Genomic DNA, 21,536 nt, shown 5'->3' with positions numbered 1-21,536 from the left:
CCGGCTGCGGCTAGCGGGCTGCGGTCAGCCGACGACGCCGGCCGCGAAGGAGCCGTCGCAGACCGGGCGGGCGAAGGACCGGGCCCGCTGCACGTCGCCCTGGTACTTGCGCACCGCCGCCTTGCCCAACTCGGTGGCCAGCGAGGTGCAGTACGGCGTCAGGGCCGGCTGCTCGCGCATCGAGCGCTCCAGCAGGTCCAGCGCGGCGGACGGGTTCTTGGCACGCAACTCGTCCAGCAGCGCCACCCGCAGCGACTCCTGCGGGGCGAGGCCGTCCGTCTTGGTGGCGGCGGTGGCGGAGCGCCCGATGCCGGCGCCGTCGCCGCTGGACGCCGCCACGACCTGCTGATCGAGCCCGGTCGGTGGGGCCCAGGGGACCCGGGTCACGGCGAGGGTGCCGGTGGTCACCAGGACGACCGGCAGGGTCAGGGCGACGGTCTGGCCGATACGGCGCACAAGCTGCTTCACCCTCAGGAGAGTAGCGGTGGGTGCGGGCCGGATCGCCCTCCGTCACGCCATCGAGTGACAGGGTGTCCGGGTTCGTCCCTGCACCGTGTTGACGCGGGGGTGTACGGACGGAGCCCGCCGGACCGGGAACGGTCCGACGGGCTCCGCGCGAGAGGGGTCTGCGCGCCGGGGATCAGCGGCCGAGGCGGGCCCCGGTGCCGGTGGAGAAGACGTGGGTCTCCTCGGCGGTCGGCACGACGTGGATCGTCTCGCCGCGGGCCGGGATCTGGCGGCCGGGCACCCGGACGACCAGGTCCTTGTCCACGCCGCCGATCTGGGTGGTGCCGTAGACGAAGCCGTCCGAGCCGAGCTCCTCGACCACGTTCACGGTCACCGCGACGCCCTCGATGCCGCCCGCCGGGACGATCTGGAAGTGCTCGGGACGGATGCCGACGGTCACCGTCTTGTCGGTGAGGGCGCCGGCCAGGTCCTCGCGGGAGATGTTGACCACCGAGCCGCCGAACTTCACCCCGCCGTCCACCAGCGGCACCTCGACCAGGTTCATGGCCGGCGAGCCGATGAAGCCGGCCACGAACAGGTTGGCGGGCTTGTCGTACATGTTGCGCGGGGTGTCGACCTGCTGCAGCAGACCGTCCTTGAGCACCGCGACCCGGTCGCCCATGGTGAGCGCCTCGGTCTGGTCGTGGGTGACGTACACGGTGGTGATGCCCAGGCGGCGCTGCAGGCCCGCGATCTGGGTACGCGTCGACACCCGGAGCTTGGCGTCCAGGTTGGACAGCGGCTCGTCCATCAGGAAGACCTGCGGCTGGCGGACGATCGCCCGGCCCATCGCGACGCGCTGGCGCTGACCGCCGGAGAGCGCCTTCGGCTTGCGGTCCAGGTACTCGGTGAGGTCGAGGATCTTCGCGGCCTCCTCGACCTTGGTGCGGATGTCCGCCTTGTTCACGCCGGCGATCTTGAGCGCGAAGCCCATGTTCTCCGCGACGGTCATGTGCGGGTACAGCGCGTAGTTCTGGAACACCATCGCGATGTCCCGGTCCTTCGGCGGCAGGTGGGTGACGTCCCGGTCGCCGATCCGGATCGCGCCGCTGTTGACGTCCTCCAGGCCGGCCAGCATGCGCAGGCTGGTCGACTTGCCGCAGCCCGACGGGCCGACCAGCACGAGGAATTCGCCGTCCGCGATCTCCAGGTCCAGCGCGTCCACCGAGGGCTTGGTCGCCCCCGGGTAGGTGCGGGTCGCCTGGTCGTACGTGACAGAAGCCATGGTCGTTCTCTCCTTCACCGGCAGGAACGTGCCGGACGATCCGAGTAAAGGGGGTTCGTTCGTCTCCGTCGGCCCGTCAGTGGTCTGAACCACTACCGGACCGGCTCCCAGCGACGCTACCCGCGCGCCCGCCGCTTGTCAGCCCCCGTCCGCCCCGATTCAGGCATCGGTTCCATCACGCCCACCCACCCCGCCAACCCCCGGATATCTCCCCACCCCACCACCCCGGCCCGGTAGACTGCCCCAGGTGCCGCCGTGATCCTTCGCGGACGGCCACCGTGCCTCCTTAGCTCAGCTGGCCAGAGCACCGCTCTTGTAAAGCGGGGGTCGTCGGTTCGAACCCGACAGGGGGCTCTCGTTTCCACCCCGGATGAGCTGCAGATTTGGCCTTCTGGGACCTTCATCGCCGGCCTCGGGCTTCTCGTCCGAGGCCGTTTGCGTGAGCGATGCGTGAGCGGATGGCCGGGTCGGGTCGGTTGCCGCCGTGGACTGGGCAACCTTGCGCGGCCTGTTCGCTCGGGGGACAAGCCGGGCCGCCGCCTCTGCGATCGCCCGGTCGACCTGCGGGAGCAGGGTCGTGTACGTGTCCGAGGTGATGCCGATCGAGGAGTGGCCGAGCATCTCCTTGATCGAGTGCAGGTCCGCACCCGCCGCGTGAGCGAGCGTGGCCGCGCCGTGCCGCAGGTCGTGCAGCCGGATCGGCGGCAAGCTGGCCTCCGCAACCAGCTCGCGGAACCGGTCGGTGACGGCCGTGGGGTGCCGCCACCCATCTGCAACCCGCTTGGCAGCATGCCCCGCGCCTTGCCGTGATCGGCCCGGCCAAGCGCTGCGGGAAGTCTCGACTGCTCGACATCGTCACCGAGACCGTCCACGACCCGCTCATCACGGTCAACGCGTCCTCGGCGGCCATCTTCCGGTCGATCACCGACCAGCCGCCGACCCTGCTCGTGGACGAGGCGGACGCCATGTTCGGCACGGTCAAGGCGGCCGAGAAGAACGAGGACCTGCGTGGCCTGCCGAACGCTGGCCACCAGCGCAACCGACCTACCCTGCGGGTCGTCGGACCGGACCACAAGGTGGTCAAGTTCCCCACCTTCGCCATGGCGGCTCTGGCCGGGATCGGGGACCTCCCGGACACGATCATGGACCGGCCCGTGGTCATCCGGATGCGGCGCCGGGCGCCGGGCGCGCGTCTCCTCGTACCGCTCCGACCGGGACAAGCCGGGCCTGCGTGAACTGCGCGACGGCCTCCATGCCTGGCTGGTGCCGCTGATCGACGCGGCGACCGACATGGAGCCGCCCATGCCGGTCGACGACCGTGCCGCTGAGACCTGGGAGCCCTTGGTGACGGTCGCGGACCTCGCCGGAGGTGAGTGGCCGGTGCGTGCCCGCGCGGCCTGTCGTGCCATGACCGCCTTCGAGTCCGGGCAGGACGAGGACGGCGGCCTGAGGACGAGGATCCTGGTCGACATCCGCCGCGTCTTCGCCGCCGGTGGCACCCGGACTCCCTGTCAACCGAGCGCCTTCTGACCGCCCTGAAGGCCGACCATGAGGCGCCGTGGGCCGAGCACGGACCGACGGGGCTGAGCGCCCGTGGCCTGCAGCTCCTGCTCAAGGACTACGGCATCGGCTCGATGAACATCCGCTTCCCGTACGGCGTGCAGCTCAAGGGCTTCACCCGCAACGGTTTCCTCGACGCCTGGAGCCGCTACTGCCCCGAGCCCGCCGAGCAGCATGCCGCTAACGGCAGCTGACTCGCCGCTAGCCGTAGCACCCGTCCCCGTCCAGCTCAGGGCGGGGACGGGTTCGCTCTCCGCAACGAGTCCTGTCGTCCCGCGAGTGTCACCCGTACCGCCATGACCAGGCGTGCAACGCGTGGGACGACTGCAACGCGGTGGGCAGCGAACGGATCCTCAGTCGGTCTGCTCGATGGCATGCGCGACAGCGCCAACGGCGCGAAGAGCGCTGGCAGCTGCCCGCGCTGTGTCTTCGGGCTGGTCTTCGAGAACCCTCGCTGGAAGCTGGCCGATGAGGAGTTTGCCGTGCCACAGGCTGAGCCCGGTGAGCCGGCGGATCTCCTTCAGCACGTCCATGGTGCGGGTGCCAGGATCGGCCAACACGACGCTGTACGGCACGTCGTCACAGGCCAGCGTGAAGTACCTGACTTCGCCGCCCAGGCCCCTCCAACTGCCGGTCCTTGAGAGCCTGGCCCCACACCGTCGAAGGTGGAGGGGGCCGCACGCGGAGCAAGTTGTGCGGTAAGCGCTGCTTACCGCGAGCCCCGGCCAGCCGGAGCAAGTTGTGGGGTAAGGAGTCCTTACGCCAGCCCCGCCCCTGAGGGCGGAGCAAGTTGTCGCGCATGACGGTCCTACGGCCTCGCGCTATCTGCCCTGGTTGGTGGCTGCACGAGGGCGCACAGCCACCAACCAGGCTCTTCGCCAGGAGCCCCATGGGTTGGCTGGGCGATTGGGTGGCGCACGGTCGGCTCTTGCGCGGCCGGGCTACGGGCGAATGACGATCGTGCTGATGGTGCCGTTGCCCCAGACGGTGGTGTTCATCATCATTCGGCCGTCCAGGGAAGCCGCAGTGAACTCTGGGACGAAGCGAGTGGTGAAGAGCGTTGCGAACCCGCTCCTCAGGAGATCCGCCTCGCTCCCCACCAAGTCCCACTGGTCGAGTAGCCGCACTCGAAGCCACACCGTGTACGGCTCTTCGTCCGGATCCTCCCCAAGGCGCGCGGCCGACTGCGAGCAGGAACTCGCGGTTCCCGTCGAACAGCCCGTACTGCGTCGCCATCCGGTGCCAGCTCGCGTTGACCTTCTCGGCCATGTCCGAAGCGTCCAGATCGGCAACCTCGTGCTCGTGCGAGTCGAACCGCCCGTGCTCGGGTCCGGCGCTTGCGGGAGAGTGGCCCGGCGGGAGAGGCGGCAGTTGGACCTCTCCGTGGACCCGTTCGAGGAAGCGGAGCCCAGCGGGTGCGAGCAGGTGGTCTAGCTCGGCATCGGTGAGAGTCACAGCGGCACGGTAGTCGCAGAGTACGGCCTCCTGGTCAGAATTTTCAGGAGGCCCGGAGTTGTGGTCAGTTGTCGAACCAGACGACGAGCCGGACATTCTCTCCGCCATGGGCATCGGCGAGGGCGCTCATGGCCTTCCACACCGGTGCCCACTCGCCGTCCTCCGGCACGGCGTCCCGGCGCACCATTCGCACGACGCGGAGCAGCCTCCCGTCCTCGATCCACTCGGCGCCTTCCGACCTGCCGTGACTGCCGCGGAACGACTTGCCCGTCCGTACCCAACCCCGGTCCAGCGTGCGCGTGTACTCGTGAACGCGATCGTCCACGGCGTCGGCGGGTTCGTCCCAGTCGACCTTGGCCAGTTCGGCCCAGCTGATCCAGGAGGGGCTGTGCCCATCGGGGGCCCATTCCTCGTACGCCTGTCGGGTCTGGGGCGACACGTCGGCGGGTATGCCTCGATCTCCGGCCACTGGGCGGAAGCCGGCATGGTTCCGCACGCCGAACAGGCAGCCGAAGGCGTCGTAGCTCCGCCCGCCGTACAGCAGGTCCAGGTCTATCGCCGCGTGCCAGCGTGCCTTGTCCTCGTCGAGCGTGCCGTAAGTGGCCCGGCACTCGACGAACCCGTGTATGTCGGCTCCCATGCGATCGGATTCTCCGGGCCGGACGGACAGACCGCCAGGAGTTTTCAGGCTGTCCGTCCTGGTCGGACGCGTCGAAGCGGAGGGTTGGCTGAGTGGGGGGCGACACGGCAGTTGCTGTGCCCCGGGAGGAGCAGGTTGTCGCGTTGGATATCCCAAGGGCTACCCGGCATCGGTCCCTCGAACGGCGGGCTGGGCGCTGGTGATCTCGGAGAGCCGCCTCCGCAGGGGCTTCTCCAGGTCGGGGTTGTCGTCCCGGGTGGTGGTCTGCAGGAGTTCAGTGATGACCACGAGTTCCGCGAACCTCCCTGCGGCCGTGTCGAGGATGTGGCCGAGCCGCCGCCGGATTTCGGCAGCGGTGTCCGGGACAAGGAGGCTGTAGGAGTACAGCAGTGCGGCATCGTATCCGGCGGGCGCGATGCCCCAGCCTTCCCAGTCGAGGACGGTGAGGGTCGGCGCGGTGAGGTTGGCCCAGTGCAGGTCGCCGTGGGCGGTGGTCCAGGCGGGTGCCTTGGTGTCGATCGCCATGCCGAGGTACTGCGGCATGGCGCGGTCAAGGTATTCCTGGCGGACCGCCACTCGTTCGCTGGGGACGGTGACGATGGCGTCGAGGGCGGTGCTGAGTGCGTCCCACCAGGCGTCGTCCAGGTCGGGAGCCTTCCGGAGGGTCGGCTCGTGGGTGGTGATGGTGGGGACGGTGATCCTGTCGTACAGCTCGGCCAGGTAGCCGTGCTCACCGTTGGTCCAGGTGTGTCGGCCCCTCAGATGCGGCCTGGGGACCGCAGGGGGCATGAGCCGTTCTGCCTCCTGCGGTCCCTCCCAGAGCTTTCCGCCCGCCTTGTCGGCCGGGGCGGACACCAGGCGAAGCCATCCCTCGCCGGACGCCGTGGCAACCGGGCGGCTGAGGGTGCGTCCACGCCAGCCCCATGCTTCGCGCGAGCCGATCGGCGTCGCGTCGAGCGCCGCTGCGGCTGTGGCGTGCATCCCGCGCATCCGCTCGGCGATGTCCGGCTCAGGTTCCGAGTACATCAACGACCCTTCGCAGCACGTCCGGAGACAACGGCGGACGGCCGACGGCATCGGCGGCCTGCGTCCAGTGTTCCGGATTCCCCGTCGACAGAAGTACGCGTCTCACTCCGGTGGTCGAGGCGACGACGGCGAGGGCAGCCTGCGCGGGCGTGCTGCCAGGGCTGATCAGGTTGATCAGCTCACGGGTCACGATGTCGGGGATCTCGCCACCGTGGAGCGGGGCGGAGGCGAACACCTCCAGTCCCGCATCGAAGGCATCGACCAGTGGGCCGTGTCCGTTGAGGGCTTGGGCGACGGCCGCGAGGTGGACGAGGGAGACCGGGAGTTGGATGGCCCGCAGGTGGTGCTGCGGGCCGCCGGCCTTGGCCGCGAGTTCGAGCAGCGCAGGCACGTTGAAGAGCCCGCTGCTGAAACAGCGCCAGGTCGCCACGCCGTAGGAACTGATGACGCGCTCGCTGCACGCCTCCTCCAGGGCGAGGAACGCGGCGTAGAGCCGATCAGCGATCTCGGCTTCCTGGCAGTCGTGTTCCGGGTTGTGCAGGAACACGACGTCGGGGACGCGGCCGAGCATGCGCTTGCTACGGGCGACCTGCCAGGCGATGTAGTCCGGCGCCAGGCAGTGCCCGCGCTCGGCATCATCGGCGGACAGCGCACCAGCGCGCACTCCGATCCGCCTGGCACTGGGAGGGACGAAACCCACCTTCGTGGAGACGCGAAGATCCGGATACGCCGCCAGAACCAGGGCCAGTGCCGCCTCCGCCCGACCACCCTCGTAGTTGGGCGCGGTATCCACCCAGTCGGCACCCCGGGAAGCGGCCCTCACTGCGGCCTCGGCCACATCGTGACAGCGGTAAGTGCCGAGGCCCAGCTGGGCCGTCATCGTGCACCTCCGATCGCGGCGGCCTGGCCGTCGACCAGCTCCGTCACAACACCGGCCGCCTGCGCGAGGGTGACGCCTGCGGCTTGCGCGAGGTCGGCCAGCCGGTGAGCTTCCCCGTCTGCGAGGAGCACGAGCATCGGCTCGGCCTTCGCGGCAAACGTCCACTCCTCGCCGCCGGCGGTCAGCCGGACTGTGCCGTCGGGCATGGCCGCGAGCGCGGGCCGTGTGGTGACCAGGCGCACCTGCAGGTCGGCATCCGGTGGGGCCGCCGTGACACCGTGGGCATGCCGGGGCGCGGGGAGAAGCCGTTGTAGGACAGGGAGGCGGTGATGCTGTTGTCCGGGTCCTCGTTGATCAGCATCACATCCACGTCACTGTTGCCACGGCGCACGGCGTGTGTGATGAGCAGGGGGTTCGAACTGTTCGCACGCACCAGGGTGTCGCCGGCCGAGCCGAGCTTGGAGATCATCGCGATGCCGTAGTACGGGGCGAACGGCGTGTTCGCCGGCGGCTCGCACGAGGCGCCGCTGGAGAGGATGCCGCCGTCGTTGTAGTCCAGCGCACCCTCGACCGTGGTGACCTGGCTGCAGTCGGTGCCGTTGTGCATGTCCCACCAGTCGACGTTGAATGCGCCGTTCTCCATCAAGGTCAGGTAGTCGTCCGCGGCGAACAGCCCCGCGGGGGATGTGTCGGAGTCGATGGTGCCGTTGGTCTCGGTGATCGCGACGCCGGCGTGGGGCGCGTGCCTGCCGGCCCACTTGCCGATCAGCGAGTGCACGGCGCTCATCATGCCGGGGACCTGCGTCTGGGGCTTGGTCAGCATGTCCGCTGCGCTGGTGCCGCCCGGGTAGTAGTGCACGATCACGAAGTCGACCTGCGGGCCGGCGATGGAGAGCACGGTGTTGTTCCAGTCCATCGTGTCGCCCGGTCCGACGATCCCGTCCGGCCAGGAGCCCGGCGTGCAGAGCACGGCGCCGATCTTGACGGTCGGGTCGACCGCCTTCATCGCCGAGGCGAACTTCAGCAGGTTCTCCGCGTAGGTGGTGGCGCTGTGGCTGGCGTGGAGGTCGGTTTCCCACGTCGCGCCGTACTCGCCGTTGCCGGGGATCTCGTTGCCGATCTCCCAGTACTTCACCCCGTAGTGCTTGGTGATGTTGGCGTACTTCACCCAGTCGGCGGCCTCTTGCGGGGTTCCAGAGCCGTAGTCCGCGGTGATGATCGGCTGCGCGTCGGCTGCCTGGGCCGTCGCCATGAACGTGTCGAAGTCGGTGTTCGGTGCGACGACGCCGCCGTCGGCGGTGTTCGTCTTCCAGTGATAGATGTCTGCGTACGAACCGCCCGGGTATCGCATCGCCTTGATGCCGGCGTCGCGGAGCACGACCGTCCACTCCGCGTCGCTCACGTCCGAGGGGTACCTCGGACGCCTGTGCGGCCGGTTCCCGGCGTTCCCGACCCGATGAGCGAGGCAGTCACACGACAGGGGCGTCCATTCGGTACTGAACGCGCGACCTTCCGGGGCTGTGTTGGCCCTGGCGGCGAACGCTTCGATCCGCTCGGCGAGGGTGCCGACGGCCTGGGTGCGTCGGTTGTGGTTGGTTGCGGAGAGCAGTCCAGGTATCCGGGAGCTCTGGCCGCGGGCCTCAGCGCACTCCACGGACACGCGGCCGAGACTTCGATGGTCCTGACACACGAAAGTGGAGCGGCTCCCCACGCGGGAGCCGTCCCTACCCGACAGGGGGCTCCGTGGTGGGAAGGGCCGGCTCGATCACGGCGGTTTCTAACGATCGAGCCGGCCCTTCGGCGTTGGTGGGGGGAGTCGGGGTCAGCCCGGGGGGAGGGTGAGGGTGGCGAGGGCGCCGCCGGCGGGGTGGTTGGTGAAGGTGAGGGTGGCGCCGATGACGCGGGTGTGGCCGGTGGCGATGGTGAGGCCGAGGCCGTGGCCGCGGCCGCGTTCGGGGGCGTTGGTGCGGAAGCGCTGGGGGCCGTGGTGGAGGAGGTCGTCGGGGTAGCCGGGGCCGTGGTCGCGGACGGTGATGCGGCGGCCGTCGACGTGGAGTTCGACCGGGTCGGCGCCGTGGCGGTGGGCGTTGACCAGCAGGTTGCCGAGGATGCGGTCCAGGCGGCGAAGGTCGGTGCGGACCTCCTGGCCGGTGGTGATCCGGACCGAGACGTCGAGGCCGGTGAGGGTGACGGTGCGGCGGACCGCGCGTTCCAGCGGGACGGCGGAGAGGTCGGGGGACTCCACGTCGGCATCCAGCCGGGAGACCTCCAGGAGGTCCTCGACCAGGGCGCGCAGCGCCTGGACCCGGTTCTGCACCAGCTGGGTGGGGCGGCCGGGCGGCAGCAGTTCGGCGGCGGTGACCAGGCCGGTGAGCGGGGTGCGCAGTTCGTGGGCGACGTCGGCGGTGAAGCGCTGTTCGTCGGCCAGTCGGCGGTGCAGGGTGCGGGACATCAGATCGACGGCGGCGGCGAGGTCGGCGACCTCGTCCTTCCCGTCGACGAGTTCGCCGATCCGGGTGTCGGTGCCGCCGGCCGCGATGCCCCGGGCGGCGGTGGCGGCGGTGCGCAGCCGGCGGCTGATCCGGTCGGCGACCAGGACGCCGGCCAGCACGGTGGTGAAGACCGCGGCGACGACGGTGATCAGGATGATCCGGTCCAGGTCGGCGATCGCCCGGCGGTCCTGGGTGAAGTCCACCCGGACGGAGAGCACCCCGTCCTGGACCGGGCCCGCCGCCCACATCGACTCGCCCTGCCGGTCGGCGGCCAGCAGCGAGCCCTGCCGGCCCCCGGCGGCGAGGTCGTGCAACCGGGTGGGCAGCGCCGGGTCGTCCAGGGCTGCGCCGGGGGCACCGATGCCGCGGCCGTAGTCGGTCAGGGCCGAGCCGAGGGCGGTGAGGGCCGCGCTGCGGGCCTGGTCGACGTGCTGACGGATCATCGCCTGGTGGACCAGCAGGCCTACGGCCACCGCGACCAGCACGGAGATGGCGGCGACGGCGGCGGCGATCTGGCGGCGCAGGGTCATCCGGCGCAGGATCATGCCGGGCGCCGCAGCTTGTAGCCGAAGCCGCGAACGGTCTCGATCCGGCCGGAGCCGATCTTGGCCCGCAGCCGCTGCACATGGACGTCCACCACCCGGGTGTCGGCGCCCCACTCGTAGTCCCAGACCCGCTCCAGCAGGCCGGAACGTTCCAGCACGATGCCGGGCGCGGCGGTGAACTCCAGCAGCAGGCGCAGCTCGGTGGGGGTGAGCGGGACGAGCCGGCCGTCCACCCGCACCTCCATGCTGTCGGTGTCCACCTGCAGGCCGTCGAAGTGGCGGACGGCGCGGGCGGCTTCGCCGGTCGGGGCGGCTTGGGCGGTCGGGGCGGCTTGGGCGGGCTGTGCGGATTCGGCCTGGGCGGGTTCGGTCGGCGGGGTGACCCGGATGCGGCGCAGCACCGTACGGATCCGGGCGACCAGCACGGCGCTCTCGAACGGCTTGACCACGTAGTCGTCCGCGCCCGCCTCCAGCCCGGACACCACGTCCACCGGGTCGGTGCGGGCCGACATCATCAGGATCGGCAGCTGGCTCTCCTCCCGGATCCGGCGGCAGAGACCGACGCCGTCGAGCAGCGGCAGCATGACGTCCAGCAGGAGCAGGTCGGGGCGGACGGCGTGGAAGGCCTCCAGCCCCTCCAGGCCGTCGGCCGCGGTGGTGACCGGGAAGCCGTAGCGCTCCAGGGCCATCCGGGTGGCCTCCCGGATCACCTCGTCGTCCTCGACGAGCAGGATGTGTGGCTGGGCGGGGACGGCTGCGCTGGTCATCGCTTCGCTTCCGGGAGGACGGGGGCGCCGGACGGCTGGGGAGTGGCCCGCGGGGCGTACGGGGACGCCACGCCGGTGGGGGTGGGCTGCCTCGCGCCGCCGCCGGCGGGGCGGGCCGGGGCGGGCGCGCGGTCGGGGCCGGTGACGGTCGGGGGTTCGGTGCCCTGGTCGGCGGGCGGCAGCAGGCCGACGCCCTCCACCCGCCGTTCGACCAGGGCGAGCCGGTGCCCGTCCCAGTGGTAGTGGCTGCTGGTGCGGGTGGTGTAGGTGGTCGGCTCGTACAGCCACAGGTCGGAGTCCATGGTCGCGGCGCTGAACCCCTGCTGGACCTGGACCCGCAGGATCGGCAGGACCCGGTCGTCGGCGAGCGTGTAGACGTGCAGCACGAGCGAACCGGGGGTGGTGACGGCGGTGATCAGCTCGGGCCGGCCGTCGCCGGTGAGGTCGCGGAATTCGGGGGCCCGCACCTCGCAATCGGTGCAGGACTGGAGCGCGCGCCGCTCTTCGGCGGTCACCGTCGGGTCCTTGGTGAGGAGGGTGCGCACGTCGACCGCGGTGAGGTCGCGCCCCGGGACGGTCAGGTCGGGGACGGGCTGCGGCGGGGCCTGGGTGGCCGAGTCGGCCGGGGAGGTGGCCGGCGGCGGCGCGGTGGCCAGACCGGGCCAGAGCGGCTTGGCCACCGCGGACGGGCTCGGCGGGGCGACGGCCGCGCGCGGGCCGTCGTCCCGCAGGCCGCCGGGGGCGGGTCGGCCGAAGGCCAGTACACCGAGGGCGGCCAGGGCGGCGAGGACGGCGAGGGCGGCCGCGGGCACGGCGCCGCGGCGGCGGGGCGGGGTCGGTCGTGCCACGGTCGCTGCTCTCCCTCGTGCTCTGGCGGTCGCGCCTGCGGTTCGGTCGTGCCTGCGGTTCGGTCGTGCCTGCGGTTCGGTTCTGTCGTCGCTGCGGTTCTGTCGTCCTGCAGTTCTACCCGGTCCGGCCGGGCGGCCGTTCCGGTGGGGCCGGGGCCGGGGCCGGGGCAGCGGGCCCGGCCAGGTCCGTCCTGTCCCGCCCCGGCCTGCCCCGACCCGTCCTGGTCGGGAACGGCCCGGTCAGACCCGTGCCGGTCACGAAAGGCCCGGTCAGGCCGGGTCCGCGAGGACGATGATGTTGTCCGTCCAGTGGCCGTCCGGGCCGATCCGCCCGCCGCAGGTGATCAGTCGGAGCGCGGGGCCGGGGGTGTCGCCGTAGACCGTGTCGGTGGGGAAGTTGTCCTTGGCGGCCTGGAGCAGGCTGCGGACCGTGAAGTCCACGGTGCGCCCGTCCGCTCGCCGGATCCCGATCCGGTCGCCCGGGTGGAGTTCCGGCAGGCGTTGGAAGACCGCCGGGCCGTGCCTGGTGTCGAGGTGCCCGATCAGGACGGCGGGGCCGGCCTCGCCCGGGGCGGGTCCGTTGCGGTACCAGCCGACCTGATCGGCGTGGTCGGCCGAGGGCACCTGGACCGTGCCGTCGGCGTTCAGGCCGAGGTCGGTCACCGGGGCGTCCACGTCGATGGCGGGGATCAGCAGCCGGGCGGGCGGCGAGGCGGCGAGGGCCGTGGGCGCTCCGGCGGGGGCGGTGGTCGTGCCGGCTGTGTTCGCCGGGGGCGCGGTGGCCGCCGGGTCGTGGCCGGAGGTCTCGATCTGCACCACCGGGGTGTCCCGGCCGGACAGCGCGAGGGTGCTGCCGAGGGCGAGGCAGAGCAGGCCGGCCGTACCGAAGACACTTCGCTGCAGGAGGCTCGGGCCGGGGCGCGGGGCGCGCCGCCGCCCGCGACCGCCCCGCTGGTCGGTCCCCGCCGCCGGGGGCGCCCCGGCGCCGCTTCCCCGCCCGGCCGGGTGCGGGGGAAGGACGCCGGAGTGCCCGGCGGACTCGGGACGGGTGTCAGCCACGCGCGCCGGAACGGCGGCGCAGGAGGGCGAAGCCCAGCGCACCGGCACCGACGGCCGCGACGGCGCCGCCGCCGGCCAGCATCAGGCCGTTGCCGTCGGTCGCGGTCGAGCCGTCACCGGCCTGGGCGGCGCCCTTGGGCACCTCGCGGACCTGCGGCTGGGAGCCGGCCGGGTCGGGCGCGGGCGACGGGGTGTCGGTGGCGACCGCCGGGGCCGGCTGGCCGGTCCGGCCGGAGGAGGGGGTGGCGGTGGGGGTCGCGCGCTCCCCGCCGACCGCCACCCCCGCCGGTGCCGCGGGGGCGACGGACGGCTTGGCGGGGGCCGCCGGGGTCCCGTCGGCCCAGGCCTGTCCGCCGGTGACGACGGTCATCAGCGCGGCGCCGGTCAGTGCGCAGACCGCCAGCAGACGGCGGGCGGGTGAACGGTCGGTGCGGGTCCTGCTCATCGGGGGTGCTCCTTCATGGCTCTGGTGAACGCGTCGGTGGCGAGACCGCGGTTCTCGCCGACGCCTGCGGCCGGTACGGTCCGCGGTGCTCGTACGGCCGGGTGCGGCCGGTGCGGCCCGTGGTGCTCGTCGGCCGATGCGTCGTCAGTGACGGTAGGAGGGCCGTGTCGCGGTCCCCGCCCGGCCGTGTCACGGTCGCCCATCGGCTGCGTAACGGTCTCCGAACCGGCCGGAACGGCCTCGTGACCCACCCGACACCGAGGCCGTGACCCATCCGGCCCCGCCCCCGCACCCAGGCCCGCCCCCGCGCCCGCACCCCGGTCCGAGCCGGAGCGCCCGCCCCCGCGCCCGCACCCCGGTCCGAGCCGGAGCGCCCGCCCCCGCGCCCGCACCCCGGTCCGAGCCGGAGCGCCCGAGCCGAAGCCCCCGCGCCGAAGCGGCGACCGCCGACCGCGCCCCGCGCTGAGCACCCCCGCCCGCCCGTCCGTACTCCTCGGTGGGGACGCAAGCGAGAGAAAGGTGGCAGTGATGAGCATCCTCGCCAACCTCCTGCCGGCGATGCGGGAGTCCCGCCGGGATCACGGGAACGACCGGGAGGAGCGGAACACCAACAACACGACCGGTCACGGTCGTCGTCGGCACGGCCGCAAGAACAAGCACGGCCGGCGTTGACGGCTGACGGACACGGTCTCCGGGCTAGGACGAGCGGGTGTGGTCGCCGCGGCGGTCGACGGCTGCCGGCACCGGCACCGGCACCGGCACACCCGGCACCGGCACCGGCGACGGCCGGGCGGACCCGGTCGTCGCTCCGGCGCCGCCCGTGTCGCTGCGGCGGACGTTCCGGCGGTTCTGGCCCTACACCCGAGCGGGACGGCGCTGGCTGGCCCTGCTGGTGGTGCTCGTCCTGCTCGGCCCGGTGGTCGACGCCGCCATGGTCTGGCTGTTCAAGGTGGTCGTCGACGACGTCCTGGTGCCGCGCAGACTCGGGCTGTTCCTGCCGGTCGCGCTGGGTTACACCGGGCTGACCCTGCTGGCAGGTGCCCTGGACTTCGCGGACGAGACGCTCTCCACCTGGGTCGGCGAGCGCTTCCTGCTGGCCCTGCGTGCGGACGTGTTCCGCCACCTGCAGGGCCTGCCGCTGGGCTTCTTCGAGCGGCGGCGGCTCGGCGACGTACTGTCGCGGCTGACCGCGGACGTCGAGGCGGTCGAGACCTTCCTGCTCTCGGGCGTCCTGGACGCGGTCGCGTACGTCGCCGAGCTGGCCGTCTTCCTGGGCGTGCTGTTCTACCTGCGCTGGGACCTCGCGCTGACCGCGCTGGTGGTCGCCCCGCTGTTCTGGCTCACCGCCCGGCGGTTCTCCACCAGAGTGCGGGCGGCGTCCCGGGAGCGGCGGCGCCGCAGCGGTTCGGTCAGCGCCCTCGCCGAGGAGACGCTGGGCAACATCGCGCTGGTGCAGGCGTACAACCGGCAGGACTGGGAGCAGGACCGCTTCCTGCGGGAGAACCGGGCGCGGTTCCGGGCGACCATGGCGGCCACCCGGCTGCGCGCGCTGTTCGCACCGATCGTGGAGCTGCTGGAGCTGGCCGGCGCGCTGATCGTCCTCGGGCTGGGCGCCTGGGAGTTGGTCCGCGGCCGGCTCACCCTGGGTGAACTCCTCGTCTTCGTCGCCCTGTTGAGCCGGCTCTACAGTCCGATCCAGGGGATCGGGCGGCTCAGCAACGGCTTCTTCTCGGCCTCGGCTGCCGCCGAGCGGATCATCGAACTGCTCGACCAGCAACCGCAGGTGGCCACTCCGCCGCGACCGCTGCGCCCGGCCCGGGTGCGCGGCGCGGTGGCCCTCGACGGGGTGTGGTTCCGCTACCCGGGCGCGGCCCGCCCGGCGCTGTGCGACGTCTCCCTGCACGCCGAACCGGGCGAGACGGTGGCGCTGGTGGGGGAGAGCGGGGCGGGCAAGTCGACGGTCGCCAAGCTGCTGCTGCGCTTCTACGACCCGGAGTGCGGCGCCGTCCGGCTGGACGGCATCGACCTGCGCGAACTGGCGTTGACCGACCTGCGCGAGCACCTCGCGGTGCTGCTGCAGGAGACCCTCGTCATCCACGGCACCGTCCGGGAGAACATCGCCTACGGCCGCCCCGGCGCCACCGACGCGCAGATCACCGCCGCCGCCCGGGCCGCCGATGCCCACGAGTTCGTCAGCCGGCTGCCGGACGGCTACGACACGGTAGTGGGCCAGCGCGGGCGGCTGCTGTCCGGCGGCCAGCGCCAGCGGATCGCGATCGCCCGGGCGATGATCCGGGACGCGCCCGTGCTGCTGCTCGACGAACCGACCACCGGGCTCGACCCGGAGTCGGGACGGCGGATCCTGGAGCCGCTGGGACGGCTGATGAACGGCCGGACGACGATCATCATCTCGCACAACCTGCTGACCGTAGGGAACGCCGACCGGGTCGTCCTGCTGCGCGAGGGCCGGGTCGCCGCCTGCGGCAACCACCGCCAACTGCTCGCCCACGACGACGGCTACGCCCGGCTCGCCAGGGCCGCGACCCCGACGGGGGCCGCCCGATGACCGTCACCCGGCCACTGCCCGCCGGGGCTTCGATCGCCCCCGGCTACCAGGTGCTCGCCCACCTCTGCCGCACCGGCTGGCTGGACGTCTACGACGCCTGGAGCGAGGAGCGGGACTGCCGCTGCGTGGTCAAGGTGCTCCGGCCGGACCGCCGCCGCGACCGCGAACTGCGCGAACGGCTGCTCCGGGAGGGCCGCTGGCTGACCGAGTTCACCCACCCCCACCTGGTGCGCGGCTACGGCACCGGCGAACGCCCCCAGCCGTACGCGGTGTCGGAGACCCTCGGCGGCGAGACCCTGGCCCACCTGCTCGCCCGGCGGCCGCGCCGCCCGGCGGCCACCGACCTGGCCCTGCTCGGACTGCAACTCATCTCCGCCGTGAGGTACTTGCACGGCAAGAAGCTGCTGCACCTCGACCTCAAGCCCGCCAACATCGTCATCGACTGCCGCCGCGCCAAGCTGCTCGACCTCAGCGTCGCCCGTCCACCGGGCCCGGCCCGCCCGGGCCTCGGCACCAAGGGCTACCTCGCCCCCGAACAGGCCGTCGGCGGCCGGCTCACCGCCGCCACCGACGTCTGGGGTCTCGGCGCCACCCTCTACCGGGCCGCTACCGGCGAACTTCCCTTCGACGGCGCGCCGTCGAACCCGGCCGCCCCGGTGTCCCGGCGTCGCCGCCTGCCCGGCCCGCTCGCCGGGGCGATCGACGCCAGCCTCCACCTCGACCCGGCCGACCGGCCGACCCTCACCCAACTGGCCGACACCCTGGACGACTTGCTCCCCCTCGGCCGCCGGGCGGTGCCCCCACCTCCGCCGCACGGCGCACCCGCTCCCTGACGGGGCGGGAGCCACCGGACTGGTCCGTGCGCCGCCGCCCCGTCCGCAGCTGCCGGAGCGTCCACCCCTGCCCGACTGCCCGGGTGCGGGCGGCGACCAGCTCGGCGGCGCGGCGGCAGGAGAGCCGGGCGCGGCCGGTGTGGGGGCAGCGGTCGGCGACGGGGGTGCCGGCCGGGGCGCCCGCTCGCGGTGGCGTCGCTCGCCGGGCTGGCCTGGTCGCTGCCCTCGGCGGCGCTGGCGGCGGGGGCGCCGCTGCCCTGGCCGGTGGCCGGCGCATTGCCGGCCGGGATCGGTTCGGCGGTCTGCGGGACGCCGTACGGCGCCACGATGCAGCGATGGGTCCCGGCCGAGTTGCTGGGTCGGCTGACCTCCTTCGGGGCGCTGGGGGCCTTCGTCCTCGGCCCGCTCGGGTTGGCGGCGGCCGGTCCGTCGGCGGACCGGTTCGGCACCGGCGGGGTGCTGTTGCTCGGGGCGGTCTGGCAAGTGGCGGCCGGGGCCGTAGTGTTGGGCGTACCGGCCGTACGGAATCGTCGCTGGGAGGAGGGCCCGAGCACCTGACTCACCCCTCGGACGGCTCCGGGGCGCACCCCCGGCCACCATCGGTGCGGCCCACCGCGCACCGTGCCCGGCCGGCTCCGGAGTGCCGCCGGTCGCTCCGCCCACGCGTGTGTGCCTCCGCGGCGGGCGGGGTGGCCGGGTCGGTCGTACGGTGGACGGTGGGGGGCAGAGGAGGTTTGACCATGCCCGGTTCGCTCACCATCAGCCACCACCAGGCCGCGGCCACCCTGGATCACACGGACGCCGAGCGGCTGGCCACCGTGCTGGCCGAGCTGGCGTACCTGCTGGAGATCCCGGGGCCGAACCGGATCAACGAGGCGCAGCTCGCCGTGCTCTGCGAGGGCCGCACCCCGGACCGCGCCGAACTGTCGCACTGGGCGAGGGCGCTGTCCGCCGAACTGAAGGGGCGGCACTGAGGGGGCACCGCCGACCGACCCCGCCGACCGGCCCCACCGACCGACCCCGCCGGAGGCCCGCCCCGTCCGCCGTACGATGGCGAACGGGGCGGACCGGCCGGTGCCGCACCCCGGTTGCCGGACCGGCCGGTGGCCGGCCTGGTGGAGGGTGGGGGCCCGAACGTGTCGCAGTCCTGGTCGTTGTCCTGGCTGACCGTGCCGACCCCGCTGCCCAGCGGCCCGATGCACATCGCGGTGACGCCGCTGGGCGTGGCGGCGGCCGGCTACGGCGGACGGGACGGCGAGGCGCCGCCGTGCACCGACCCGGCGAAGATCGCCGCCGTCACCGAGCGGCTCGGCGCCTACCTGGCGGGCCGCACCCGCGAGTTGGGCCTGCCGATCGACTGGAGCCTCAGCTCCGGGCCGCACCGTACCGTGCTGCGCACGCTCTGGGAGCAGGTGCCGTACGGCCGGACCATCACCTACGGCGAACTGGCCGCCCGCAGCGGGGTGTTCGAGGACGTCACCGAACCCGGCCTGGCCGCCCGCACGGTCGGGCAGATGATGGCGGCCAACCCGGTCGCCCTGCTGGTGCCCTGCCACCGGGTGGTGGCGGCGGACGGGATCGGCGGCTTCGGCGGCGGCCGGGTCGGGATCGACGTCAAGCGCTGGCTGCTCACCCTGGAGGGAGTGCTGGAGCCGACGCTGGACTGGAACGGGCCGCTCTAGCCGTTCCTGGGTCCGACCGGCGCCCGCCGGGGTCGCCGATGGGGGAAGATGGGGGCCGGTATTCCGGTAGTTTCGAATAGATAATCGAACAAATATCGATCAGGTGATCTAGTCGTACTATTTGTTCGGTTATTCGGAACCACTCGAATGAGTGATTGCGGGACGCCCCCGAACGGGCCCACCATGAAGCCGTAAGCCGTAACACGAATGTGCAAGGCGACACTTCATCGGGCATGCGAAGGGCTCCCCCTATGTCGACCGAAACCAATGCCGGAATTCCTGCGCCGGGCGCGCAGCCGGAGATCCGGCAGCAGCAGTCCCTGAGCACGGCGGGCGCGCGGAACCTCGCCACGACCACCAAGTCCGCGCCCCAGATGCAGGGCATCAGCCCGCGCTGGCTGCTCAGGATGCTGCCCTGGGTGGAGGTCTCCGGCGGTACCTACCGGGTCAACCGCCGCCTGCGCCACAAGGTCGGCCGCGGCCGGGTGAGTTTCGTCAAGACCGGCTCCGAGGTGCGGGTCGTCCCACAGACCCTGGCCGAGGTGCCGGTGCTGCGCGGCTACCAGGACGAGGCGGTGCTGGAGGAGCTGGCCGGCCGCTTCGTACAGCGGCAGTTCGACGCGGGCGAGGTCCTGGTCACCGCCGGCACGCCGATCAGCGAGGTCTTCCTCATCGCGCACGGCAAGCTCGACCGGCTCGGCACCGGCAAGTACGGCGAGGAGACGGTGGTCGGCACCCTCGCCGACGGTGACCACCTGGGCGACGAGGCGCTCCAGGAGGAGGACGGCTCGTGGCCGTACACCGTCCGCGCCGCCACCTCCGGCACCGTGATGGCGCTCTCCTGGCCCTCCTTCCAGGAGCTGCACGACCGCTCCGAGTCGCTGCAGCTGCAGATCATGGAGTACCTGAACGGCTTCCAGCAGGCGCAGAACAAGCACGGCGAGGCCGTGATCGACCTCTCCGCCGGCCACCAGGGCGAGTACGACCTGCCCGGTGCCTTCGTGGACTACGAGCTCAAGCCGCGCGAGTACGAGCTGAGCGTCGCCCAGACCATCCTCAAGGTGCACAGCCGCGTCGCCGACCTCTACAACCAGCCGATGAACCAGATCGAGCACCAGCTCCGGCTGACCATCGAGGCCCTGCGCGAGTGCCAGGAGCACGAGCTCGTCAACAACCCCGAGTTCGGGCTGCTGGAGAACGCCGAGTACGACCAGCGGATCCAGACCCACTCCGGCCCGCCCACTCCGGACGACATGGACGAGCTGCTCAGCCGCCGCCGCAGCACCAAGATGTTCCTGGCCCACCCCAAGGCCATCGCCGCCTTCGGCCGGGAGTGCAACAAGCGAGGCCTCAACCCCGGCACCGTCGAGGTCGAGGGCAAGCACGTCAACGCCTGGCGCGGAGTGCCGATCTTCCCGTGCAACAAGATCCCGATCATCGGCGGGCACACCAGCTCGATCATCGCGATGCGCGTCGGCGATCACAACCAGGGCGTCGTCGGGCTGCATCAGACCGGAATTCCGGATGAATACCAGCCGGGCCTTTCGGTGCGTTTCATGGGAATCGACGAGAAGGCCATCATTTCCTATCTGGTGAGTGCCTACTACTCGGCCGCGATCCTGGTCCCGGACGCCATCGGCGTACTGGAGAACGTGGACGTCGCCCAGCGCTGACGACGGGCACCGGGCTCGGGCTCCGAGCCCGGAACCGCGCCGCCCCGCCGAGGGCACCGTCCCCGTCCGGGCGGCGCGCCGCGGTGCGTACGGCCACCGGTCCGCCGCCCCGGCACCATCCGGCCGCCCGACGGGCCGGCCGTCCCACGCGCCCCAGGACACGCCCTACAGGGGGAGGAACCCATGACGAGCTCCACGCTGGAGCGGGACCACAAAGAGGGCCACGAGGCGGCGGACATCCTCGCCCGCGCCCGCGGACTGGTCGACCCGGTGCTGCGGGCCGCCGTCGACTCGCTGCCCGGCACGATGCGCAAGGTGGCCGGCTACCACTTCGGCTGGTGGGAGGCGGACGGCACGCCCTCCGAGTCCTCCTCCGGCAAGGCGATCCGCCCCGCCCTGGTCCTCGCCGCCACCCAGGCCCTCGGCGGCGCCCCCGGTACGGCCGTCGCCGCCGCCGCGGCGGTGGAACTGGTCCACAACTTCACCCTGCTCCACGACGACGTCATCGACCGGGACGACACCCGGCGCCACCGGCCCACCGCCTGGCGGGTGTTCGGCACCACCGAGGCCATCCTGGCCGGCGACGCGATGCACTCCCTCGCGCTGCGCCTGGTCGCCGAGGACTCCCACCCGGCCGCCCGGGGCTCGATCCGCCGGCTCGCAGACTGCGTGGTCGAGCTCTGCGAGGGCCAGCAGATCGACTGCGCCTTCGAACAGCGCAACGACGTCTCGCTCACCGAGTGCCTGGCGATGGCCGAGGCCAAGACCGGTGCGCTGCTCGGTGCTGCCTGCGCGATGGGTGCGCTGTACGGCGGGGGCTCGGAGGAGGCGGCGCAGGCGATGGACGGCTTCGGCCGCGAGATCGGCCTGGCCTTCCAGCTGATCGACGACCTGATCGGCATCTGGGGGGATTCGGCGGTCACCGGCAAGCCGGTCGGCGCGGACCTCGTGGCCCGGAAGAAGTCGCTGCCGGTGGTCAAGGCGCTCGGCTCGGGCACCCCCGAGGGCGCCCGGCTCGCCGACCTCTACTCGCTCGAACGGGCGCTCACCCCGGGTGAGTTGGACCAGTGCGCGGCCGCGGTCGAGGCGGCCGGCGGGCGCGGCTGGGCACAGGGCGAGTCCTGCGAGCGGATGGCCGCGGCGATGGCGCAGCTGGCGGTGGCCGTCCCGGAGCCGTCCGCGGCGGACGAACTGCTGGCGCTGGCCGAGCTGGTGACCCGCCGCACTCACTGAGGGCGTCGCAGCGGAGCGGGAAGTCGGCCCGGTCGACTTCCCGCTCCGCTGCGTCTCCCGCTGCGTCTCCCGCTGCGTCTCCCGCTGCGTCTCCCGCTGC

21 protein-coding genes, 1 tRNA gene and 2 pseudogenes are annotated in these 21,536 nt (G+C 72.5%); 10 read left to right on the top strand and 14 right to left on the bottom strand.

Going from position 1 to position 21,536, the window contains the following annotated elements; translation table 11 throughout:
• Nucleotides 1–24: 24 nt before the first annotated feature.
• Both ACFWIS_RS34300 and ACFWIS_RS34295 read right to left on the bottom strand, forming a co-directional pair.
• The gene (locus ACFWIS_RS34300; protein WP_270146161.1) at nt 25–468 is read right to left on the bottom strand and encodes a hypothetical protein; all 444 of its coding nucleotides are present in this window, start codon (nt 466–468) and stop codon (nt 25–27) included.
• Nucleotides 469–640: 172 nt separating this feature from the next.
• Nucleotides 641–1,732: an ABC transporter ATP-binding protein gene (locus ACFWIS_RS34295; protein ID WP_380461268.1), complete on the bottom strand. Its 1,092-nt coding sequence runs from the start codon at nt 1,730–1,732 to the stop codon at nt 641–643.
• Nucleotides 1,733–2,012: 280 nt separating this feature from the next.
• On the opposite strand from ACFWIS_RS34295, the gene ACFWIS_RS34290 reads away from it, so the two are divergent.
• A tRNA-Thr gene (locus tag ACFWIS_RS34290) sits at nt 2,013–2,086 on the top strand.
• Between the two features lie 228 nt (nt 2,087–2,314).
• Here the strand turns inward: ACFWIS_RS34290 and ACFWIS_RS34285 are convergent.
• Nucleotides 2,315–2,470, bottom strand: a pseudogene (locus ACFWIS_RS34285) (tyrosine-type recombinase/integrase); the annotation flags it as partial.
• 14 nt (nt 2,471–2,484) lie between these two features.
• On the opposite strand from ACFWIS_RS34285, the pseudogene ACFWIS_RS34280 reads away from it, so the two are divergent.
• Nucleotides 2,485–3,486 (top strand): annotated as a pseudogene (locus ACFWIS_RS34280) (DUF3631 domain-containing protein); the annotation flags it as partial.
• A 159-nt stretch (nt 3,487–3,645) separates the two neighbouring features.
• Here ACFWIS_RS34280 and ACFWIS_RS34275 read toward each other — a convergent pair.
• From ACFWIS_RS34275 to ACFWIS_RS34225, 11 genes are all read right to left on the bottom strand, one after another.
• Nucleotides 3,646–3,867, bottom strand: coding sequence for a ribosomal protein L7/L12 (locus tag ACFWIS_RS34275; protein WP_380461269.1), 222 nt, complete (start codon nt 3,865–3,867; stop codon nt 3,646–3,648).
• A 944-nt stretch (nt 3,868–4,811) separates the two neighbouring features.
• Nucleotides 4,812–5,387, bottom strand: coding sequence for a hypothetical protein (locus ACFWIS_RS34270; RefSeq protein WP_380461270.1), 576 nt, complete (start codon nt 5,385–5,387; stop codon nt 4,812–4,814).
• Between the two features lie 159 nt (nt 5,388–5,546).
• A complete protein-coding gene (locus ACFWIS_RS34265; RefSeq protein ID WP_380461271.1) occupies nt 5,547–6,413 on the bottom strand; it encodes a hypothetical protein in 867 nt (288 codons plus the stop codon).
• The gene (locus ACFWIS_RS34260; protein WP_380461272.1) at nt 6,397–7,293 is read right to left on the bottom strand and encodes an aldo/keto reductase; all 897 of its coding nucleotides are present in this window, start codon (nt 7,291–7,293) and stop codon (nt 6,397–6,399) included. The genes ACFWIS_RS34265 and ACFWIS_RS34260 overlap by 17 nt, the downstream gene beginning before the upstream one ends.
• A complete protein-coding gene (locus tag ACFWIS_RS34255) occupies nt 7,290–7,499 on the bottom strand; it encodes a hypothetical protein (protein WP_380461273.1) in 210 nt (69 codons plus the stop codon). Before ACFWIS_RS34255 ends, ACFWIS_RS34260 begins: the two co-directional genes overlap by 4 nt.
• The gene (locus ACFWIS_RS34250) at nt 7,475–8,695 is read right to left on the bottom strand and encodes a hypothetical protein (RefSeq protein WP_380461274.1); all 1,221 of its coding nucleotides are present in this window, start codon (nt 8,693–8,695) and stop codon (nt 7,475–7,477) included. Before ACFWIS_RS34250 ends, ACFWIS_RS34255 begins: the two co-directional genes overlap by 25 nt.
• Before the next feature lie 420 nt (nt 8,696–9,115).
• Entirely contained in the window at nt 9,116–10,315 is a 1,200-nt protein-coding gene (locus tag ACFWIS_RS34245; RefSeq protein WP_380461275.1) for a sensor histidine kinase, read from the bottom strand.
• 11 nt (nt 10,316–10,326) lie between these two features.
• Nucleotides 10,327–11,097, bottom strand: coding sequence for a two-component system response regulator CseB (cseB, locus tag ACFWIS_RS34240; protein ID WP_380461276.1), 771 nt, complete (start codon nt 11,095–11,097; stop codon nt 10,327–10,329).
• Nucleotides 11,094–11,945 carry a hypothetical protein gene (locus ACFWIS_RS34235; protein ID WP_380461277.1) on the bottom strand — a complete coding sequence of 284 codons (852 nt, stop codon included), beginning with the start codon at nt 11,943–11,945 and terminating at the stop codon, nt 11,094–11,096. Before ACFWIS_RS34235 ends, cseB begins: the two co-directional genes overlap by 4 nt.
• A gap of 270 nt (nt 11,946–12,215) precedes the next feature.
• Nucleotides 12,216–13,004 carry a class F sortase gene (locus tag ACFWIS_RS34230; protein ID WP_380461278.1) on the bottom strand — a complete coding sequence of 263 codons (789 nt, stop codon included), beginning with the start codon at nt 13,002–13,004 and terminating at the stop codon, nt 12,216–12,218.
• Nucleotides 12,997–13,449, bottom strand: coding sequence for a hypothetical protein (locus tag ACFWIS_RS34225; RefSeq protein ID WP_380461279.1), 453 nt, complete (start codon nt 13,447–13,449; stop codon nt 12,997–12,999). The genes ACFWIS_RS34230 and ACFWIS_RS34225 overlap by 8 nt, the downstream gene beginning before the upstream one ends.
• Before the next feature lie 528 nt (nt 13,450–13,977).
• On the opposite strand from ACFWIS_RS34225, the gene ACFWIS_RS34220 reads away from it, so the two are divergent.
• The 8 genes from ACFWIS_RS34220 to ACFWIS_RS34185 all read left to right on the top strand — a co-directional run bounded on the left by ACFWIS_RS34220 (nt 13,978) and on the right by ACFWIS_RS34185 (nt 21,436).
• A complete protein-coding gene (locus tag ACFWIS_RS34220; RefSeq protein ID WP_380461280.1) occupies nt 13,978–14,121 on the top strand; it encodes a hypothetical protein in 144 nt (47 codons plus the stop codon).
• A 37-nt stretch (nt 14,122–14,158) separates the two neighbouring features.
• Complete coding sequence (locus ACFWIS_RS34215; RefSeq protein ID WP_380461281.1) at nt 14,159–16,015, top strand: ABC transporter ATP-binding protein; 1,857 nt, start codon at nt 14,159–14,161, stop codon at nt 16,013–16,015.
• On the top strand, nt 16,012–16,848 hold the full coding sequence (locus tag ACFWIS_RS34210) for a serine/threonine-protein kinase (RefSeq protein WP_380461282.1): 837 nt from the start codon (nt 16,012–16,014) through the stop codon (nt 16,846–16,848). The genes ACFWIS_RS34215 and ACFWIS_RS34210 overlap by 4 nt, the downstream gene beginning before the upstream one ends.
• Before the next feature lie 189 nt (nt 16,849–17,037).
• Complete coding sequence (locus tag ACFWIS_RS34205) at nt 17,038–17,406, top strand: hypothetical protein (protein WP_380461283.1); 369 nt, start codon at nt 17,038–17,040, stop codon at nt 17,404–17,406.
• Nucleotides 17,407–17,588: 182 nt separating this feature from the next.
• Entirely contained in the window at nt 17,589–17,822 is a 234-nt protein-coding gene (locus tag ACFWIS_RS34200) for a hypothetical protein (RefSeq protein WP_380461284.1), read from the top strand.
• 162 nt (nt 17,823–17,984) lie between these two features.
• Entirely contained in the window at nt 17,985–18,530 is a 546-nt protein-coding gene (locus tag ACFWIS_RS34195; RefSeq protein WP_380461285.1) for a methylated-DNA--[protein]-cysteine S-methyltransferase, read from the top strand.
• 251 nt (nt 18,531–18,781) lie between these two features.
• On the top strand, nt 18,782–20,203 hold the full coding sequence (locus tag ACFWIS_RS34190) for a family 2B encapsulin nanocompartment shell protein (RefSeq protein WP_380461286.1): 1,422 nt from the start codon (nt 18,782–18,784) through the stop codon (nt 20,201–20,203).
• 183 nt (nt 20,204–20,386) lie between these two features.
• Nucleotides 20,387–21,436 carry a family 2 encapsulin nanocompartment cargo protein polyprenyl transferase gene (locus ACFWIS_RS34185; RefSeq protein ID WP_380461287.1) on the top strand — a complete coding sequence of 350 codons (1,050 nt, stop codon included), beginning with the start codon at nt 20,387–20,389 and terminating at the stop codon, nt 21,434–21,436.
• Nucleotides 21,437–21,536 lie beyond the last annotated feature (100 nt).

The sequence above is a fragment of the Kitasatospora sp. NPDC127060 genome (genome assembly GCF_042724935.1).
Classification (GTDB): domain Bacteria; phylum Actinomycetota; class Actinomycetes; order Streptomycetales; family Streptomycetaceae; genus Kitasatospora.
Note: the sequence above shows the minus strand (reverse complement) of the source record. Positions and strands in the feature narration are given on the sequence as shown.

Bases quoted from the DNA above. Each gene is read 5' to 3' on its own strand.
- ACFWIS_RS34295 (WP_380461268.1), bottom strand. From the start codon at position 1,732: ATGGCTTCTGTCACGTACGACCAGGCGACCCGCACCTACCCGGGGGCG.
- ACFWIS_RS34270 (WP_380461270.1), bottom strand. From the start codon at position 5,387: ATGGGAGCCGACATACACGGGTTCGTCGAGTGCCGGGCCACTTACGGC.
- ACFWIS_RS34265 (WP_380461271.1), bottom strand. From the start codon at position 6,413: ATGTACTCGGAACCTGAGCCGGACATCGCCGAGCGGATGCGCGGGATG.
- ACFWIS_RS34260 (WP_380461272.1), bottom strand. From the start codon at position 7,293: ATGACGGCCCAGCTGGGCCTCGGCACTTACCGCTGTCACGATGTGGCC.
- ACFWIS_RS34255 (WP_380461273.1), bottom strand. From the start codon at position 7,499: ATGCCCGACGGCACAGTCCGGCTGACCGCCGGCGGCGAGGAGTGGACG.
- ACFWIS_RS34245 (WP_380461275.1), bottom strand. From the start codon at position 10,315: ATGACCCTGCGCCGCCAGATCGCCGCCGCCGTCGCCGCCATCTCCGTG.
- cseB (WP_380461276.1), bottom strand. From the start codon at position 11,097: ATGACCAGCGCAGCCGTCCCCGCCCAGCCACACATCCTGCTCGTCGAG.
- ACFWIS_RS34225 (WP_380461279.1), bottom strand. From the start codon at position 13,449: ATGAGCAGGACCCGCACCGACCGTTCACCCGCCCGCCGTCTGCTGGCG.
- ACFWIS_RS34220 (WP_380461280.1), top strand. From the start codon at position 13,978: ATGAGCATCCTCGCCAACCTCCTGCCGGCGATGCGGGAGTCCCGCCGG.
- ACFWIS_RS34210 (WP_380461282.1), top strand. From the start codon at position 16,012: ATGACCGTCACCCGGCCACTGCCCGCCGGGGCTTCGATCGCCCCCGGC.
- ACFWIS_RS34200 (WP_380461284.1), top strand. From the start codon at position 17,589: ATGCCCGGTTCGCTCACCATCAGCCACCACCAGGCCGCGGCCACCCTG.
- ACFWIS_RS34190 (WP_380461286.1), top strand. From the start codon at position 18,782: ATGTCGACCGAAACCAATGCCGGAATTCCTGCGCCGGGCGCGCAGCCG.
- ACFWIS_RS34185 (WP_380461287.1), top strand. From the start codon at position 20,387: ATGACGAGCTCCACGCTGGAGCGGGACCACAAAGAGGGCCACGAGGCG.